This window comes from Acinetobacter sp. FDAARGOS_724 (assembly GCF_013364475.1).
GTDB classification, from domain to species: Bacteria; Pseudomonadota; Gammaproteobacteria; order Pseudomonadales; family Moraxellaceae; genus Acinetobacter; species Acinetobacter variabilis.
In genome coordinates, this window is sequence record NZ_CP054908.1 from 1931747 (window position 1) to 1945820 (window position 14074).

The window sequence follows — 14074 nt, forward strand, 5'->3', positions numbered from 1 at the left end:
AGTTTAAGAAGAATGTCAGCATATTATAGTTTGATCCAGCGCGAACAGCATGCAGATAGCAGTACTACTGCCTATTATCGTTCCAATATTCATGCTCAAGGTGCTTGGAATCCTCATGAACAGCACATGGCACCGGCAACCGGTATTCTATGTGTTGAACTAGAACAGTTTCAGCCTAGATCAGAAATGCGTATTGGCCGGGTTGGACTGGATATTTTTGGACTGATTGCATTTGGTGAGTTTTCTATTACTACGCGCATGATCCGTCCTGGCAAAACTATTGAACTGATTGAGGCGGAAATGCGTGCCAATGGAAAAACCTGTATCGTTGCTCGTGCCTGGAGGATGCTGACTTCGGATAGCCGGGCCATTGCAGGTATCGAAGATTTTCCGATTGAAAGCCCTGAGTTTTTACCGGTTTGGGAGGGTATGAGTTGCTGGCCGGGTGGTTATATTCAAAGTATTGAAACCCGTGCACATCCTGATCATCGAGCAGGCAAAGGCATTGTCTGGCTCAGAAATTCACTGGATATGGTCGAAGGACAACCGACTACAGATTTTAGTCGTTTACTTGGTATGGTAGATACGGCCAATGGCATTGTGCCGCGTCAGGATCCAAATGCGGGCTGGGGATTTCCAAATCTGGATTTACAGATTCATATGCACCGTTTGCCGCAAGGTGAATGGCTGGGGCTGGAAGTAGTGCAACAGTATGGTGAAGATGGGATTGGTCTCACCAGCGGTGTGCTGCATGATATTCAAGGGCCTTTCGGTCGTAGTGAACAGATTCTGACCTTACGTAAATTCTAAATCCGGTTCAAAAGCAAAAGGATGAATTGATTCATCCTTTTTTTATTGGCATGCTGTGCGCAATGGTTCAGGAATATTGATGAATGCGGATTAGTATCATTGGGGCAGGACGAGTGGCTTATCATCTTGCCCGTGTATTGTCAGCACAACATGAAATTGTACAGATCTACAGCCGGACTCTGGATAAAGCACAGCAACTGGCTAATCGATTTAAAGCACAAGCTATCGCTCAACCTGAGAATCTGAATCAGAATATAGATTTGATCATCATTGCCGTGAGTGATCAATCAATTGCTAATGTCATCAGACAAGTCCATTCTTACTTGCAAGATGTGCTGATTGTCCATACTTCGGGTAGTACTCACCTGAATGTTCTAGCAGATATACATGCAAAGTCTGGCGTCTTTTATCCATTGCAAACCTTTAGTCTGGAACGTGAAATCGACTGGGAAAATACGCCTTTATTTATTGAAGCATCTGAGCCAGAAGATCAAGGAATCTTAACCCATTTAGCAAATAGCCTAAGCAAACGAGTTTATCAATATAGTTCGGACCAACGTTTGAGCTTGCATCTGGCTGCAGTGTTTGCCTGCAATTTTAGCAATTACTGTTATGACATGGCTAAGCAGGTGGTAGATGCACAGCAGGTAGATTTTAGCCTGCTTTATCCATTGATTCTGGAAACAGCCAATAAGGCGACGCAAAATGATCCTCGCCAAGGACAGACTGGACCTGCGATGCGTGGTGATCAGAATATTCTGAATATGCATCAGCAGATGCTAGAGCAATCTCAACGACAAGACTTGGCAGGTATGTATAAATTACTCAGTCAGCAGATTTTAGAACGGCATCATAGCTAATAAAAAAGCGCTGAATAATCAGCGCTTTTTAGACTTATAGATATTAAGAAATTTTCTTAAAGATAAAGTCATTAATCTTGTGGCCAGCTTCGATTCCGCGACGCTCAAACTTGGTTTGTGGACGCCATTCAGGGCGAGGATAGCTGTTGCCTTTACCCGCCAGATTTTCTAAACGTGGACGTTCTTCCAGAACTTCCAGCATCCACTCAGCATACGGTTCCCAGTCTGTTGCAGCATGGAAAGTACCGCCAAGTTCCAGCTTTTGCTCAACCAATGGCATGCGGTCATGAGATACAAAACGGCGTTTAAAGTGACGTTTTTTCTGCCATGGATCAGGAAAATACAACTGAACGGTGTTGATGCTATTGTCTGGCATTTCACGAAGCACCTGAATCGCATCAGCATCCAGTACACGTAAATTAGTCACGCCTGCCATACCTGCTTCATACACGCACTGCGCAATCCCCGGTACATGCACTTCGATCCCGACAAAGTTACGCTCTGGATTCGCTTTAGCCATGAGTACCAGAGAGCGGCCCATACCAAAACCGATTTCTACAGTAAGCGGACGTTCAGGATGTTCAAAATACTGACGCAAATCACCTACCGGATATTCCAAAATTAAGTGACCATATTGTTCAAGCGCAGTACGTTGAGAGGTATTTAATGGCGCTGAGCGGCGCATAAACGTTACAATTTCACGGTGCTCGCTTAAATTGTCCAGCTCCACGACTTGCTGGTCTAATTGATCGTTCGACATAATTTTGGCAAATCTAAAAATTCAGAATGCGGTATTTTAAGTCCTGAGCGGTGCAAGTCAAACTTTTCTCGGTATTTCTCCATAAAAATCGAGCCAGAGATCCCAGGCAAAATAAAAGAGCCAGTTGGCTCTTTTACAGATCCAGCTTGATCAGGTACTAAAACGGTCGATCAACGTGCTACTGGCTTCATTTAAACCAATTACAGTCACGTCTATGCCTTGGGCTTTAAACTTCTGGATGACGTTATTGAGCATATTTACTGAAGTCACATCCCAGATATGTGCATGCGTCAGATCCAGCTCAACATGATCCAGTTTTTCTTTAAAATCAAAAAACTGGTAGAACTTTTCTGTACTGCTGAAAAAGATCTGTCCAGAAATTATATAGCTACGTGAATTAGGCTTATGCAAATAAGTCGATACATGTACAGTTCTTTCCAGTTTATTAATAAAGAACAGAGCAGAGAGCAATACACCGACAAATACACCGAGCGCCAGATTATGAGTAGCAAGCACGACAATTATCACAGCAATCATCACGGTATTAAATTCTAGCGGATGCTTGCCAAACTGTTTGATTGCACCCCACTGGAAGGTGGTAAATGACACCATAATCATAATAGCAACCAGCGCAGCCATAGGAATATAAGCCAGCCAGTCTTTCAGGAAGACCACCAGACACAGTAAAAACACACCAGCTACTAATGTCGATAGACGGGTACGTGCACCCGAAGAGACATTGATAATCGACTGACCAATCATGGCACAACCGGCCATTCCGCCCATAAAACCGCTGACAATATTGGCCATACCCTGACCACGACATTCCCGATGGCGGTCACCTTCAGTTCCGGTAACTTCATCAATCACTGTAGTCGTCATCATACTTTCAAGCAGACCTACAGTGGCTAAAGTAAAGGAATAAGGCAGGATAATCTGCAAGGTTTCCAGATTCAGTGGAATTTCTGGAAGAAGAAAGACGGGTAGGGTATCTGGAAACTGTCCCAGATCGCTCACAGTACGCATATCTGCACCAAGCAATAACGCAAGTGCGCTCAGCACGACGATACAGATCAGAGGCGATGGAATCGCTTTACCGATTTTCGGTATATAAGGAAACAGATAGATAATTATCAAACCTACTAAAATGAACAGATAACCCGTACTGTCCATCCGGTTAATTTCCGGGATTTGTGCCACAAAAATCAGGATCGCGAGGGCATTCAAGAAACCATATACCACAGCCTGCGACACAAAACGCATCAGCTTGGCAACTTTAAAAAAGCCCGCAATCACCTGAATAATCCCGGTCAGAATTGTGGCTGCAAGCAGATATTGCAAACCATGATCCTTGACCAGCGTAATCATCAGTAGCGCCATTGCACCAGTCGCCGCAGAGATCATGGCAGGACGGCCACCGAAAAAGGCAATGGACACCGCAATACAGAAAGAGGCATACAAGCCGACTTGCGGATCAACACCTGCAATCGCAGAAAAAGCAATAGATTCAGGAATCAGGGCCAGTCCAACCACCAGACCTGCCAGCACATCAGTCCGGATATTGGAAAACCATTCTTCTTTTTTCAGGTTAATCACGAAATATCATCTAAATTTTGAGAACCTGCGTATCTTAAACAGATACAGATAAAAATCTACACAAGATTGACTTGCAAAAGCCTGTAAATTCCTCAATATTGGATATGTAACTGTGCCGAATCACAGTTACGCTTTTTTGCAATTTACAGGTTTGATCACTTGAAAGTTTGTCAGAAGCGATTTAAAACATTGAGAAGTGTATAACAAGGATCAGAAATGAAGCTTTACTATTCGCCAGGCGCATGCTCTTTGGCAGCTCATATTATTTTAAATGAAATTAATGTCGATTTTGATTTGGAACGTGTTGACTTAAAAACCCATAAAACAGAAAAAGGTGCAGATTATTACGAAATTAACCCAAAGGGTTATGTCCCAGCACTAGAAATTAATCCGGGTTTAATTCTTACAGAAAATGTTGCAATTTTACCGTTTCTTGCTCAACACGATCCAAAACAAGATCTGATTCCTCCTTCTGGCATGGGACGTGCCAAAGTGCTGGAGTGGTTAGGTTATCTCAACTCAGAACTGCATGATGCTTATGCTGTCTTCTTCACAGGAAAATTATCAGATGAAGCCAAAGAAAAAGCATATGCAGAAATTGACCGTTTATTGAGTTATATCGATAAGGCCATTGGTGAATCGGACAATGATTATCTGGTCGATGATAATTTCGGTCCGGCAGATGCTTACCTATTTGTTCTGACCAACTGGTCGAACCAGATTGAACATGATCTGAGTCCATATAAAAATATTATTCATATCCGCAATAAGGTTGCAGAACGTCAATCTGTACAGATTGCAATGCGTGATGAAGGTTTAATCCCTTAATCACAAAATTTTGAAAAAGCGCCGTAGGGCGCTTTTTTATTCCTTCCAAAGTAATTGTTGATATTTAGTCAATAATGATTTGCAAAATCACTGCTTTTTAGCAATAAGCAGAATCTATATAGTGCCCGTATAAATTTTTGGTTTCAGGTTCTTTCCATGAAAAATATTCTATTAATTAACGGCGCAAAAGCTTTCGCCCATTCAAATGGTCAGTTAAATGATACTTTGGCCGAACTGGCTCAAGAAGTATTAACAAAGCTGGGGCATCAGGTTCAGGTGACTCGTGCTGATAGTGAATATAATGCAAAAGCAGAAGTGGAAAAATATCTTTGGGCAGATACGGTCATTTACCAAATGCCAGGCTGGTGGATGGGTGCGCCGTGGCCAGTGAAAAAGTATATTGATGATGTTTTTACCGAAGGGCATGGCAGCCTATATGCAAATGATGGTCGCTCACGTTCAGATGCTTCAAAACAATACGGCTCAGGTGGCCTGATTCACGATAAAAACTATATGTTATCTCTTACCTGGAATGCACCGATGGATGCGTTTACGGATACCGAGCAGTTTTTTCATGGCGTGGGTGTAGATGGCGTTTACCTACCTTTTCATAAAGCCAACCAATTCTTGGGGATGCAGGCTTTACCGACATTTATTGTGAATGATGTAATTAAAGCCCCTGAAGTTGAAGCGTATATTACACAGTATCGTGAACATTTAATTCAAATTTTTGCTTAACCAGGAGATATGACCATGCTAACCGTTATTGCTGAAATCATTTGTCATTCGGAACAAGATATGAAAACAGTGCTGGATTCATTTAACAACATCCGCGCACAGGTATTACAAGAGCCAGGCTGTCATCTTTATGATGTTTATATTGATCATCCAGAGATTGAGAGCCGATTACAGACCAAAGTGCCTTTTTCAATCATGATGTTTGAAAAATGGGAAAGTATTCAGCATCTGGAAACCCATATGCATAGTGTAAATATGCAGCAACATGCTAAAGCCACTCAAGGTGCGGTTGCGAGTGTAAAGATCCGAATTTTAGAAGCACTTTAAGCTGTAATTCTCAGTTTGAAAGAGTTTGTGATATTTAATTTTATTTGAACTCTTGTGGCTGATTAAATTGAACCTGTTCAAATTTTAGTGCGTAGCGGTGTTTTAAAGTGGACCATTGAACTTTGGCAGGTTGCGTCTGTTCTGCAAATTCATTTTCATCTGTTGTAGTTTTTACCTTGCCTGTTAAAAAGTTAATGCTTAGTGCTGTACTCTCACCCGAAGCACGGTGAAAATCATCTACATCATAGCCGATCAGCTTAAAAGCATTATTTTGGTATCGGAATGTATAAGTATGATTGGTGACATACCATGAACCACAGCTTAGCCAGTAATATAAATGAACCCGAAGTACACCTTTTTGAATGCTTAAGGCTTCGGATTCACCAAGTGGATCAGCGAGACAAGGTGATTCAACATCACCTTCGTTTGGCAAAGTAGTATTGCTAGCTGCAAGCTGATAACCACTTTCTTGCTTGAATAAAATCAAAAGTTTTCGTTTGTTGGTATTCAGAACATGATTGCCTACACCTGCATTTGCAACAAGGTTTTCGGGATTAGTATCTTCAATAATCAGCGCGAGATCTGCTTGACCGTCCTGATTTAAATCGCCTTGCGTTTTTTCTAGAACTTTCCAGTTTTTCGGAATAAAAGATTGATAGCTTGATTTGAAAGAACTATCTGTCTGAGGTTTTGCACATGCATTTTGTGTAAATGCTATACACAGCAGGGTGCTAAATAGGAAAGGCAGTTTGATCTGATGAAGCATCGGTTTAAATTCCTTTTATTTATAATTTTTTTGATGGTCAAAGCTGAGTAATAAGTTTAGCCAACAAGGTTAAGTCATTTCTTTGAATATTGGATAGATATTTATGGTGAACTTTAAAGCTTTTTTATAAATTCAACTATGGGGATTTGAAGTTCCTATTCAAATTTGTCTAAACCAAGAAGTGAACTTTTAATATTCAATCTTCAAATTTAACTTGGGTATCTAAATTTAAAAGTTCAGGAGTTTGCTAGAAACTCCTGAACAGATCGATATGATTCAAATAATCTTTTAAGCTTCTAGCCCTGATTATTATTTAAAGAAATAACCGGTTTCAGGTGAGCTGGCATTGGCCATGCGTTTGCATGGCATACGGCCGGCAAGAAATGCTTCACGACCAGCTTCAACCGCTTTACGCATCGCAGAGGCCATTAAGACCGGATTTTGTGCTGCTGCAATCGCCGTATTCATTAGTACGCCGTCACAGCCCAGTTCCATGGCAATCGCTGCATCACTTGCTGTACCGACACCTGCATCAACCAGCACAGGCACTTTGGCATTTTCTTTAATGATCGAAATTGTATGTGGATTCAGAATCCCCATACCAGAACCGATCAGGCTCCCCAAAGGCATGATTGCTACGCAGCCCATACTTTCCAGTTCTTGTGCTACGATCGGATCATCTGAGGTATAGACCATGATTTCAAAACCGTCATCGATCAGGGTACGCGCTGCTTTCAAGGTTTCAGTAATATTTGGATAAAGCGTCTTTTCATCACCCAGAACTTCCAGTTTTACCAAGTTATGACCATCCAACAGTTCACGTGCCAGCATACAGGTGCGTATTGCGCTATTGGCATCAAAACAGCCTGCTGTATTTGGCAAAATGGTGTATTTTTCTGGTGGAACTACTGAAAGCAGGTTCGGTTGGTCCGGATGCTGACCAATATTCACCCGGCGAATAGCAACCGTTACAATTTCTGCACCGCTGGCCTGAATGGCCTGATCTGTTTCATTTAAATCTTTATATTTGCCTGTGCCTACTAAGAGACGAGACTGAAATTGGCGTGAACCGATCTGTAATAAATCTTGCATAATTGTTCCAAGTGTTATTAGCCGCCACCGACTGCGTGAATAATTTCTATTTTGTCCGCTTCGCAAATGGGCGTTTCACCCAATCTGCTTTTAGAAATAATCATTTCATTTACCTCAACAGCAAAGCGCTTACCCTCAAGCGCCAGACTTTGAACCAGTTCCAGCAGGTTCTTGCATTGAGTTTCTTGTTGTTCGCCATTGATATATACCAGCATCTTGGCAACCCTCCATGATTATTGATTAAAGCATCAGACCTATTTGAGGTATTTTACGGCATTCCAGGCCAGAATTAACCAGCCAGCAATCATTAAGGCACCACCAATTGGCGTAATTGCACCTAAACCGCGCGGCAGACCTAGTGCCATGATATAGAGTGAGCCACAGAACAGGAAAATCCCCGCCTGAATCAGGAGAAAACTCCATTTGATTGGCAATTCAGGAATCACTCGGCTGATCACTGCCAGAATAAGTAAGCCAAGAGCATGGTAGAAGAAATAATCTGTGGCCGTTTGCCACCAGGTCAACTGTGCTTCAGTCGCTCGAGTCTTTAAACCATGGGCGCCAAATGCGCCGAGTATGACCGCAAGCGCAAGATTCAGTGCTGAAATCGCAATCCACATTTGAGTTGATCTTCTCAATAAAGTTTGCGCTTAACCTTAGCATAAAAGCAGAGACCGAAACACGACATTAAAAGACAAAAAAGCCTTCATATATGAAGGCTTTTTTAAGATTAGTAGCTTATTAATTCAACACGTCAGTTTGAAGACATTGCCACTTTGATTTTTTCCATTGCATTCTTTTCAAGCTGACGGATACGTTCAGCGGAAACATTATATTCAGCTGCCAGTTCATGCAAGGTTGACTTTTCATCATCCAGCCAGCGACGCTGCAAGATATTACGAGAACGGTCATCAAGCTGTTCCATCGCTTCATGCAGGGCAGAGGTACTTTGTTCCTCATAGTCTTCATTTTCAATCAGACGTGCCGGGTCATAACGGTTGTCTTCCAGATATAGTGCTGGAGCAACGTGAGTTGAATTTTCATCATCATCGTCACCTGATGCTTCAAATGCCGCATCATAAGCCGTCAATCGGCCTTCCATTTCCAGTACCTGTTCTGGTGTTACATTCAGGTCATTGGCAATCGACTGAGCTTCTTCAAGTGTTAACTTTTTAGAAGACTTTTTCAAGCTACGTAAATTGAAGAACAGTTTACGTTGCGCTTTAGTGGTCGCAATTTTGACAATACGCCAGTTACGAATTACATATTCATGAATTTCAGCTTTGATCCAGTGCACCGCAAATGACACCAGACGTACGCCCATACCCGGGTCAAAACGTTTAACGGCTTTCATCAGGCCAAGGTTGCCTTCCTGAATCAGGTCACCTTGAGGCAGGCCATAACCCGCATAACTACGTGCAATATGGACTACGAAACGCAAATGAGACATGACTAGCATTTTTGCTGCGTCCAGGTCTTGGTCGTAGTAATAGCGTTCAGCCAACTCTTTTTCTTGTTCGGCCGTTAAAATAGGAATTTGATTGACAGTGCTAATATAAGCACCAAGATTGACACCTGGCGCCGATAATGACAGGGGCATCAATTGATTGCGGCTGTCACTCATGTGTTCTCCTTGAAGTGCGGGGGATTTAACCCTTAACTAGGTTTTATCTTAATCCAAACTCTCCTCAAATAATGGATATTTGGGTAGAGAAATGTAAACTTTTATACGAGTATGGAGAGCATCCAGTTTAATTGAAAATTTTTAAGATTCAATCAGGTAGTGATACTCAGTTGCAGAAATCTGTTGAGATTCGCATTTTAACTGATGCATTTGGCAATATCGTGTAACATCAGTTTGACTATGTGGATCTGATGACTTTAGCAAGAATGTTTTGCCCTGATCTGCTTTTAATGCACGCTTTAACATCAGGAGCGGCATCGGACAGGGTTTACCCATGGCATCTATAATATGCGCTTGACCGTGGTTATCACTCATTTCCGTTTTATTCATATCGCAAAAAAAAGGCTATAAATATTAGCAAATAGGATGCCAAAACCCAACTATTTGGCTAAAAAGTTACATGAAATAATATATATAATTTTTCTGATATATATTGTGAAAAAAATAACTAAATCAAAAGGAACAAAGCTAAAAAATATCTATTAATTGTCATAAACCCATGTTAAGCTCGTTGCGTATTTAGGATTTCAGATAAACAAATTGATTGTTTTTCGCCCTATACACAATGGATGTAACCGGGATTTTGTTAATAGTTTTACAGAATGATTACAAGCTTAAAAATAATATTTTCAAACTTGTTTGCTCTGCTGTTTGCAACACCGGGTGGTCCTTTTTTTAGTATCAATGAGGATTAACTTATGACAGCTGCTCGTGAACAAGGCGTAGTTAAATGGTTCAACGACACTAAAGGCTTCGGCTTTATTCAACGCAACGGCGGTGATGACGTATTCGTTCATTTCCGTGCAATCCAAGGCGAAGGCCACCGTTCACTTCGTGACGGCCAACGTGTTGAATTCAGTGTAGTTAAAGGCCAAAAAGGCTTCCAAGCTGAAGAAGTTCAACCATTAGACTAATCTTCGGATTAAGCTAATAAACGCCCCAATATAAATTGGGGCGTTTTTTGTTTATACTATTCCATCTTAGTGATTATCAAATTAGAGCAGCGCTTTATGTCATCTGGTTTTGAAACCTTAAATTTACATCCCCAACTGAAAAAGGCAATTGATGCTTTAGGCTTTACTTCCATGACGCCGATTCAGCAGAAGGTTTTAAAATTCACCTTGGCAGGACATGATGCTATTGGTCGTGCACAAACGGGTACGGGTAAAACTGCCGCATTCCTGATTAGCGTGATTAATGACTTGCTGAACAATCCGGTAAAAGAGCAGCGTTATCGTGGTGAGCCACGTGCACTGATTCTGGCACCGACTCGTGAACTGGCATTACAGATTGAAAGCGACGCGCATGAGCTGACCAAGTTTACTGACCTGAGTGTGGTAACACTTCTGGGTGGTGTAGATTTTGACAAGCAGAAAGCTCAATTGGATAAAGCGCCAGTCGATATCATGGTGGCAACGCCAGGGCGTCTGATTGATTTCGTCGAGCAAAAAGAAGTCTGGCTGGACCAGATTGAATTCCTGGTGATTGATGAAGCTGACCGTCTACTGGATATGGGCTTTATTCCATCAGTAAAACGTATCGTGCGTTTCTCGCCACGCAAAGAGCAGCGTCAGACACTGATGTTCTCTGCAACCTTTAGCTATGATGTGTTGAATCTGGCACAGCAATGGTTGTTTGAACCGGTCACTGTCGAAATCGAACCAGAGAAGAAAACCAATGCCGACGTTGAACAACGTGTTTATATGGTCGCGAAGGCAGATAAATATAAATTGCTGCAAGACATTCTGCGTGATGAACCGATTGAAAAGGTAATGATTTTCGCTAACCGTCGTGATCAGGTGCGTAAGCTCTATGATCATTTAAAACGTGATGGTTATAAGGTGGTGATGCTGTCAGGTGAAATTGCTCAAGACAAACGCCTGAAAATGTTAGACCAGTTCAAAAATGGTAAACATAACATCATGATTGCGACAGACGTTGCCGGTCGTGGTATTCATGTAGACGGCGTATCCCATGTGATTAACTTTACTTTGCCTGAACAGTCAGATGATTATGTACACCGTATTGGTCGTACCGGTCGTGCGGGAACGCGTGGTGTAAGTATCAGTTTCCTGGCGGAAGATGATGCGTTCTATCTGCCAGAGATTGAAAAAGCAATTGGACAGAAATTACCGCTGACCCGTTTGGAAGGTTATTGCTAATCTAAATTGCAAAAAAAACCGCTCTTAAAGAGCGGTTTTTTTATTGTTGCACATGTTGAAGCTTATTTAGCCTCACAACGGAACGTTAAAACAGTCTGATAATCATCATTCTGGTTCAATCCGGTATTGGTGCCGGCAATATTGCCTAATACAGTCGCAGCAGCCTGAATCATTTGTCCGGTCTGTTCATCGACTACACCTTTTAGTGCACCATCATAAGAAGTTTTTTCATCCAGAATAATCGCAGTTGCTTTGGAGCCACAGGTTTTGCTGGCGGCATTCACTGCATTATTTTTAGAGGTTAACTGGTTTTTACCTAATCCTGTTACTTCAAACTGATTATTTTCCTTTTGAACCGCTACTGAAGTCGGGTTAGATGCACAGGCAGTTAAAAGTAGAGCTGAAGCTGCTAGTCCGCTGATCGCAATTGTTTTTTTCATCATAAAATCTCGCTTGAAAACAGAACTGGGGATATTGAAACACAGTAAAAAGCACAGAATTAGGAGCTGTTGTATAAGTTTGGCAATTTTTGATGTCGCTCTATGAGAGAAAAGTGAATGAAAGAGGCATTTTATTGATTCCACGGAAAATATTGTAATCTTCCTTAAATATTTTCAAGGTAAAGGCTATTGCAAGTTTCTAGAGTATTGTTAGTGGAATATGCTAATCTTGACCATAGTTTTTAAGTTATAGATCTATAAAGCAATGACGGAATCTGTGGTCGACATCGTTCATCAAAATATTCACCAACGTCAATCAATAGGGCATTTGCTGGCACCTGCACCGAATGCAGAGCAGTTAGAACTGGCATTTAAAGCTGCTTTGACAGCACCAGATCATCACCGATTGAAGCCTACCACTTTTGTGATCATCCCGGATGCGCAACGTGAAGCATTTGGCGAACTATTATCACAAGCACTGATAGATCTGGGTCAAACTGAATCAGCTCAGATTGAACGGGTCAAAAATCATCCTTTTCGTGCACCTTTGCTGGTACTGGCATTAACCCGTTTGCAGGATCATCCTAAAGTGCCACATTTTGAACAGATTCTGAGTTCAGGTGCCGCTATTCAAAACTTCCTGCTGTCTTTACAGGCTCAAGGTTTTTCAACCATGTGGCGTAGTGGCGCAGTGGTAGAATCAAAATTTTTCAAGCAGTCGCTCGGCATTGATAAAGATGATCTGGTTTCTGGCATTATCTATATCGGTACGGCGGCAAAAGCGATTGCACCACGTGCTGAAATCCAAACCCAGAATTATGTAAGTTATTGGAATCAAAACTAAGGCATTTCAAGACACAGGATATTAGAAAGCAAGATGTCAGAATTAAATTTTACCAATTTGATTGAACCGGTTGCGGTCAACCAGAATACGGCTTTAAGAATTACAGTTTTAGGCGGTGGTAGTTTTGGTACTGCAATGGCCAATACCGCGGTTCGAAATGGCTGCGATACCATGATCTGGATTCGTGACCCGGAAGTAGCTGAAGATATTAATGCAACACATATCAATAAGCGTTATCTTCCGGATTTTAAGCTGGAAGAAAATCTGCTTGCTGTGTCCGATCTGGAGAAGGCTGTTCGTGATCGCGATATTATTTTAGTCGCGATTCCAAGCCATTCTTTCCGTGATGTATTGCAGCAGATCAAGCCTTTTATCACATCTCAAGCGGTGATTTCCCTGACAAAAGGGATTGAAGCCAATACTTTCAGCTTTATGAGTGACATCATTCGTGAAGAACTACCGGAAGTGCCTTATGGTGTGCTGTCTGGTCCAAACCTGGCCAAGGAAATTGTCGCAGGACAGCCGGCAGGTACGGTGATTGCCAGTGAATCTGAACTGGTACGTTATGCAGTGCAACAAGCACTCCATAGTGCGTTATTCCGTGTTTTTGCCAGTGATGATGTACATGGCGTAGAACTGGGCGGTGCACTGAAAAATATTTATGCGGTCGCAATGGGAATGGCGGCTGCCTATAATGTTGGTGAGAATACCAAGAGTATGATTCTGACCCGTGCTCTAGCGGAAATGAGTCGGTTTGCAGTCAAGCTGGGTGCAAACCCGCTGACTTTCCTTGGGCTTTCAGGTGTAGGTGATCTTTTTGCCACCTGTAATAGTCCGCTAAGTCGTAACTATCAGGTTGGTTATGCATTAGGTAAGGGTAAAACCCTAGAGCAGGCGACGACTGAACTGGGGCAGACGGCAGAAGGGATTAACACGATTGTGCAGGTAAAAGCACGCTCAGAAGAGCTGGATGTGTATATGCCGATTACAACTGCTTTGTATGAAGTGATCTTTGAAGGAGCGCCGCCGCTGACGATCGCTTTATCCTTGATGAAAAATGGTCATCGCAGTGATGTCGAATTTGTCTTGCCACATCATCAAGTCTGATCTATAACACAAGAAGCACGATGATTATGATGCTGACTGATGATCGTAACGACCAAATAA

The 14074-nt window shown here is 42.1% G+C and carries 18 protein-coding genes; 9 read left to right on the top strand and 9 right to left on the bottom strand.

The annotated features are described in order from the left end of the window. Positions 1 to 12 precede the first annotated feature (12 nt). On the top strand, positions 13 to 810 hold the full coding sequence (locus FOC32_RS10385; RefSeq protein ID WP_175967318.1) for a thioesterase family protein: 798 nt from the start codon (positions 13 to 15) through the stop codon (positions 808 to 810). Between the two features lie 83 nt (positions 811 to 893). Beyond that, positions 894 to 1670: a Rossmann-like and DUF2520 domain-containing protein gene (locus FOC32_RS10390; protein ID WP_175967319.1), complete on the top strand. Its 777-nt coding sequence runs from the start codon at positions 894 to 896 to the stop codon at positions 1668 to 1670. A gap of 43 nt (positions 1671 to 1713) precedes the next feature. On the opposite strand, the gene trmB is transcribed toward FOC32_RS10390, so the two are convergent. Further along, complete coding sequence (gene trmB / locus FOC32_RS10395) at positions 1714 to 2430, bottom strand: tRNA (guanosine(46)-N7)-methyltransferase TrmB (protein WP_125279238.1); 717 nt, start codon at positions 2428 to 2430, stop codon at positions 1714 to 1716. A gap of 150 nt (positions 2431 to 2580) precedes the next feature. After that, on the bottom strand, positions 2581 to 4026 hold the full coding sequence (locus tag FOC32_RS10400) for a SulP family inorganic anion transporter (RefSeq protein ID WP_175967320.1): 1446 nt from the start codon (positions 4024 to 4026) through the stop codon (positions 2581 to 2583). A gap of 216 nt (positions 4027 to 4242) precedes the next feature. Between FOC32_RS10400 and FOC32_RS10405 the strand changes: the two genes are divergently transcribed. From FOC32_RS10405 to FOC32_RS10415, 3 genes are all read left to right on the top strand, one after another. Beyond that, a complete protein-coding gene (locus FOC32_RS10405; RefSeq protein ID WP_004782472.1) occupies positions 4243 to 4854 on the top strand; it encodes a glutathione binding-like protein in 612 nt (203 codons plus the stop codon). A 156-nt stretch (positions 4855 to 5010) separates the two neighbouring features. Beyond that, positions 5011 to 5592, top strand: coding sequence for an NAD(P)H-dependent oxidoreductase (locus FOC32_RS10410; protein ID WP_005235065.1), 582 nt, complete (start codon positions 5011 to 5013; stop codon positions 5590 to 5592). 15 nt (positions 5593 to 5607) lie between these two features. Continuing rightward, positions 5608 to 5919 carry a putative quinol monooxygenase gene (locus tag FOC32_RS10415; protein ID WP_005235067.1) on the top strand — a complete coding sequence of 104 codons (312 nt, stop codon included), beginning with the start codon at positions 5608 to 5610 and terminating at the stop codon, positions 5917 to 5919. Positions 5920 to 5959: 40 nt separating this feature from the next. Here the strand turns inward: FOC32_RS10415 and FOC32_RS10420 are convergent, their stop codons facing one another. The 6 genes from FOC32_RS10420 to FOC32_RS10445 form a co-directional block, all read right to left on the bottom strand. Further along, the gene (locus FOC32_RS10420; protein ID WP_005235069.1) at positions 5960 to 6685 is read right to left on the bottom strand and encodes a hypothetical protein; all 726 of its coding nucleotides are present in this window, start codon (positions 6683 to 6685) and stop codon (positions 5960 to 5962) included. Between the two features lie 309 nt (positions 6686 to 6994). Continuing rightward, positions 6995 to 7777, bottom strand: coding sequence for a thiazole synthase (locus FOC32_RS10425; protein ID WP_005235071.1), 783 nt, complete (start codon positions 7775 to 7777; stop codon positions 6995 to 6997). A gap of 17 nt (positions 7778 to 7794) precedes the next feature. Beyond that, entirely contained in the window at positions 7795 to 7992 is a 198-nt protein-coding gene (gene thiS / locus FOC32_RS10430; RefSeq protein ID WP_005235073.1) for a sulfur carrier protein ThiS, read from the bottom strand. A gap of 39 nt (positions 7993 to 8031) precedes the next feature. Next, complete coding sequence (locus FOC32_RS10435) at positions 8032 to 8397, bottom strand: DUF423 domain-containing protein (protein ID WP_005235075.1); 366 nt, start codon at positions 8395 to 8397, stop codon at positions 8032 to 8034. A gap of 134 nt (positions 8398 to 8531) precedes the next feature. Further along, on the bottom strand, positions 8532 to 9401 hold the full coding sequence (gene rpoH / locus FOC32_RS10440; RefSeq protein ID WP_175967321.1) for an RNA polymerase sigma factor RpoH: 870 nt from the start codon (positions 9399 to 9401) through the stop codon (positions 8532 to 8534). Positions 9402 to 9542: 141 nt separating this feature from the next. Continuing rightward, on the bottom strand, positions 9543 to 9776 hold the full coding sequence (locus tag FOC32_RS10445; protein WP_175968201.1) for a sulfurtransferase TusA family protein: 234 nt from the start codon (positions 9774 to 9776) through the stop codon (positions 9543 to 9545). 383 nt (positions 9777 to 10159) lie between these two features. On the opposite strand from FOC32_RS10445, the gene FOC32_RS10450 reads away from it, so the two are divergent. After that, positions 10160 to 10375: a cold-shock protein gene (locus tag FOC32_RS10450; protein ID WP_004782461.1), complete on the top strand. Its 216-nt coding sequence runs from the start codon at positions 10160 to 10162 to the stop codon at positions 10373 to 10375. A gap of 96 nt (positions 10376 to 10471) precedes the next feature. Further along, positions 10472 to 11623, top strand: coding sequence for an ATP-dependent RNA helicase RhlB (gene rhlB / locus FOC32_RS10455; RefSeq protein ID WP_004782458.1), 1152 nt, complete (start codon positions 10472 to 10474; stop codon positions 11621 to 11623). A 62-nt stretch (positions 11624 to 11685) separates the two neighbouring features. On the opposite strand, the gene FOC32_RS10460 is transcribed toward rhlB, so the two are convergent. Continuing rightward, positions 11686 to 12063, bottom strand: coding sequence for a hypothetical protein (locus FOC32_RS10460; RefSeq protein WP_034170065.1), 378 nt, complete (start codon positions 12061 to 12063; stop codon positions 11686 to 11688). A 265-nt stretch (positions 12064 to 12328) separates the two neighbouring features. On the opposite strand from FOC32_RS10460, the gene FOC32_RS10465 reads away from it, so the two are divergent. Together FOC32_RS10465 and FOC32_RS10470 are read left to right on the top strand one after the other, a co-directional pair. Beyond that, entirely contained in the window at positions 12329 to 12907 is a 579-nt protein-coding gene (locus tag FOC32_RS10465) for a nitroreductase family protein (protein ID WP_175967322.1), read from the top strand. A 33-nt stretch (positions 12908 to 12940) separates the two neighbouring features. Beyond that, on the top strand, positions 12941 to 14014 hold the full coding sequence (locus tag FOC32_RS10470; RefSeq protein ID WP_005235078.1) for an NAD(P)H-dependent glycerol-3-phosphate dehydrogenase: 1074 nt from the start codon (positions 12941 to 12943) through the stop codon (positions 14012 to 14014). The last annotated feature ends 60 nt before the right edge of the window (positions 14015 to 14074 follow it).

Bases quoted from the DNA above. Each gene is read 5' to 3' on its own strand.
- FOC32_RS10385 (WP_175967318.1), top strand. From the start codon at position 13: ATGTCAGCATATTATAGTTTGATCCAGCGCGAACAGCATGCAGATAGC.
- FOC32_RS10390 (WP_175967319.1), top strand. From the start codon at position 894: ATGCGGATTAGTATCATTGGGGCAGGACGAGTGGCTTATCATCTTGCC.
- trmB (WP_125279238.1), bottom strand. From the start codon at position 2,430: ATGTCGAACGATCAATTAGACCAGCAAGTCGTGGAGCTGGACAATTTA.
- FOC32_RS10405 (WP_004782472.1), top strand. From the start codon at position 4,243: ATGAAGCTTTACTATTCGCCAGGCGCATGCTCTTTGGCAGCTCATATT.
- FOC32_RS10410 (WP_005235065.1), top strand. From the start codon at position 5,011: ATGAAAAATATTCTATTAATTAACGGCGCAAAAGCTTTCGCCCATTCA.
- FOC32_RS10415 (WP_005235067.1), top strand. From the start codon at position 5,608: ATGCTAACCGTTATTGCTGAAATCATTTGTCATTCGGAACAAGATATG.
- FOC32_RS10420 (WP_005235069.1), bottom strand. From the start codon at position 6,685: ATGCTTCATCAGATCAAACTGCCTTTCCTATTTAGCACCCTGCTGTGT.
- FOC32_RS10425 (WP_005235071.1), bottom strand. From the start codon at position 7,777: ATGCAAGATTTATTACAGATCGGTTCACGCCAATTTCAGTCTCGTCTC.
- thiS (WP_005235073.1), bottom strand. From the start codon at position 7,992: ATGCTGGTATATATCAATGGCGAACAACAAGAAACTCAATGCAAGAAC.
- FOC32_RS10435 (WP_005235075.1), bottom strand. From the start codon at position 8,397: ATGTGGATTGCGATTTCAGCACTGAATCTTGCGCTTGCGGTCATACTC.
- rpoH (WP_175967321.1), bottom strand. From the start codon at position 9,401: ATGAGTGACAGCCGCAATCAATTGATGCCCCTGTCATTATCGGCGCCA.
- FOC32_RS10445 (WP_175968201.1), bottom strand. From the start codon at position 9,776: ATGAGTGATAACCACGGTCAAGCGCATATTATAGATGCCATGGGTAAA.
- FOC32_RS10450 (WP_004782461.1), top strand. From the start codon at position 10,160: ATGACAGCTGCTCGTGAACAAGGCGTAGTTAAATGGTTCAACGACACT.
- rhlB (WP_004782458.1), top strand. From the start codon at position 10,472: ATGTCATCTGGTTTTGAAACCTTAAATTTACATCCCCAACTGAAAAAG.
- FOC32_RS10460 (WP_034170065.1), bottom strand. From the start codon at position 12,063: ATGAAAAAAACAATTGCGATCAGCGGACTAGCAGCTTCAGCTCTACTT.
- FOC32_RS10465 (WP_175967322.1), top strand. From the start codon at position 12,329: ATGACGGAATCTGTGGTCGACATCGTTCATCAAAATATTCACCAACGT.
- FOC32_RS10470 (WP_005235078.1), top strand. From the start codon at position 12,941: ATGTCAGAATTAAATTTTACCAATTTGATTGAACCGGTTGCGGTCAAC.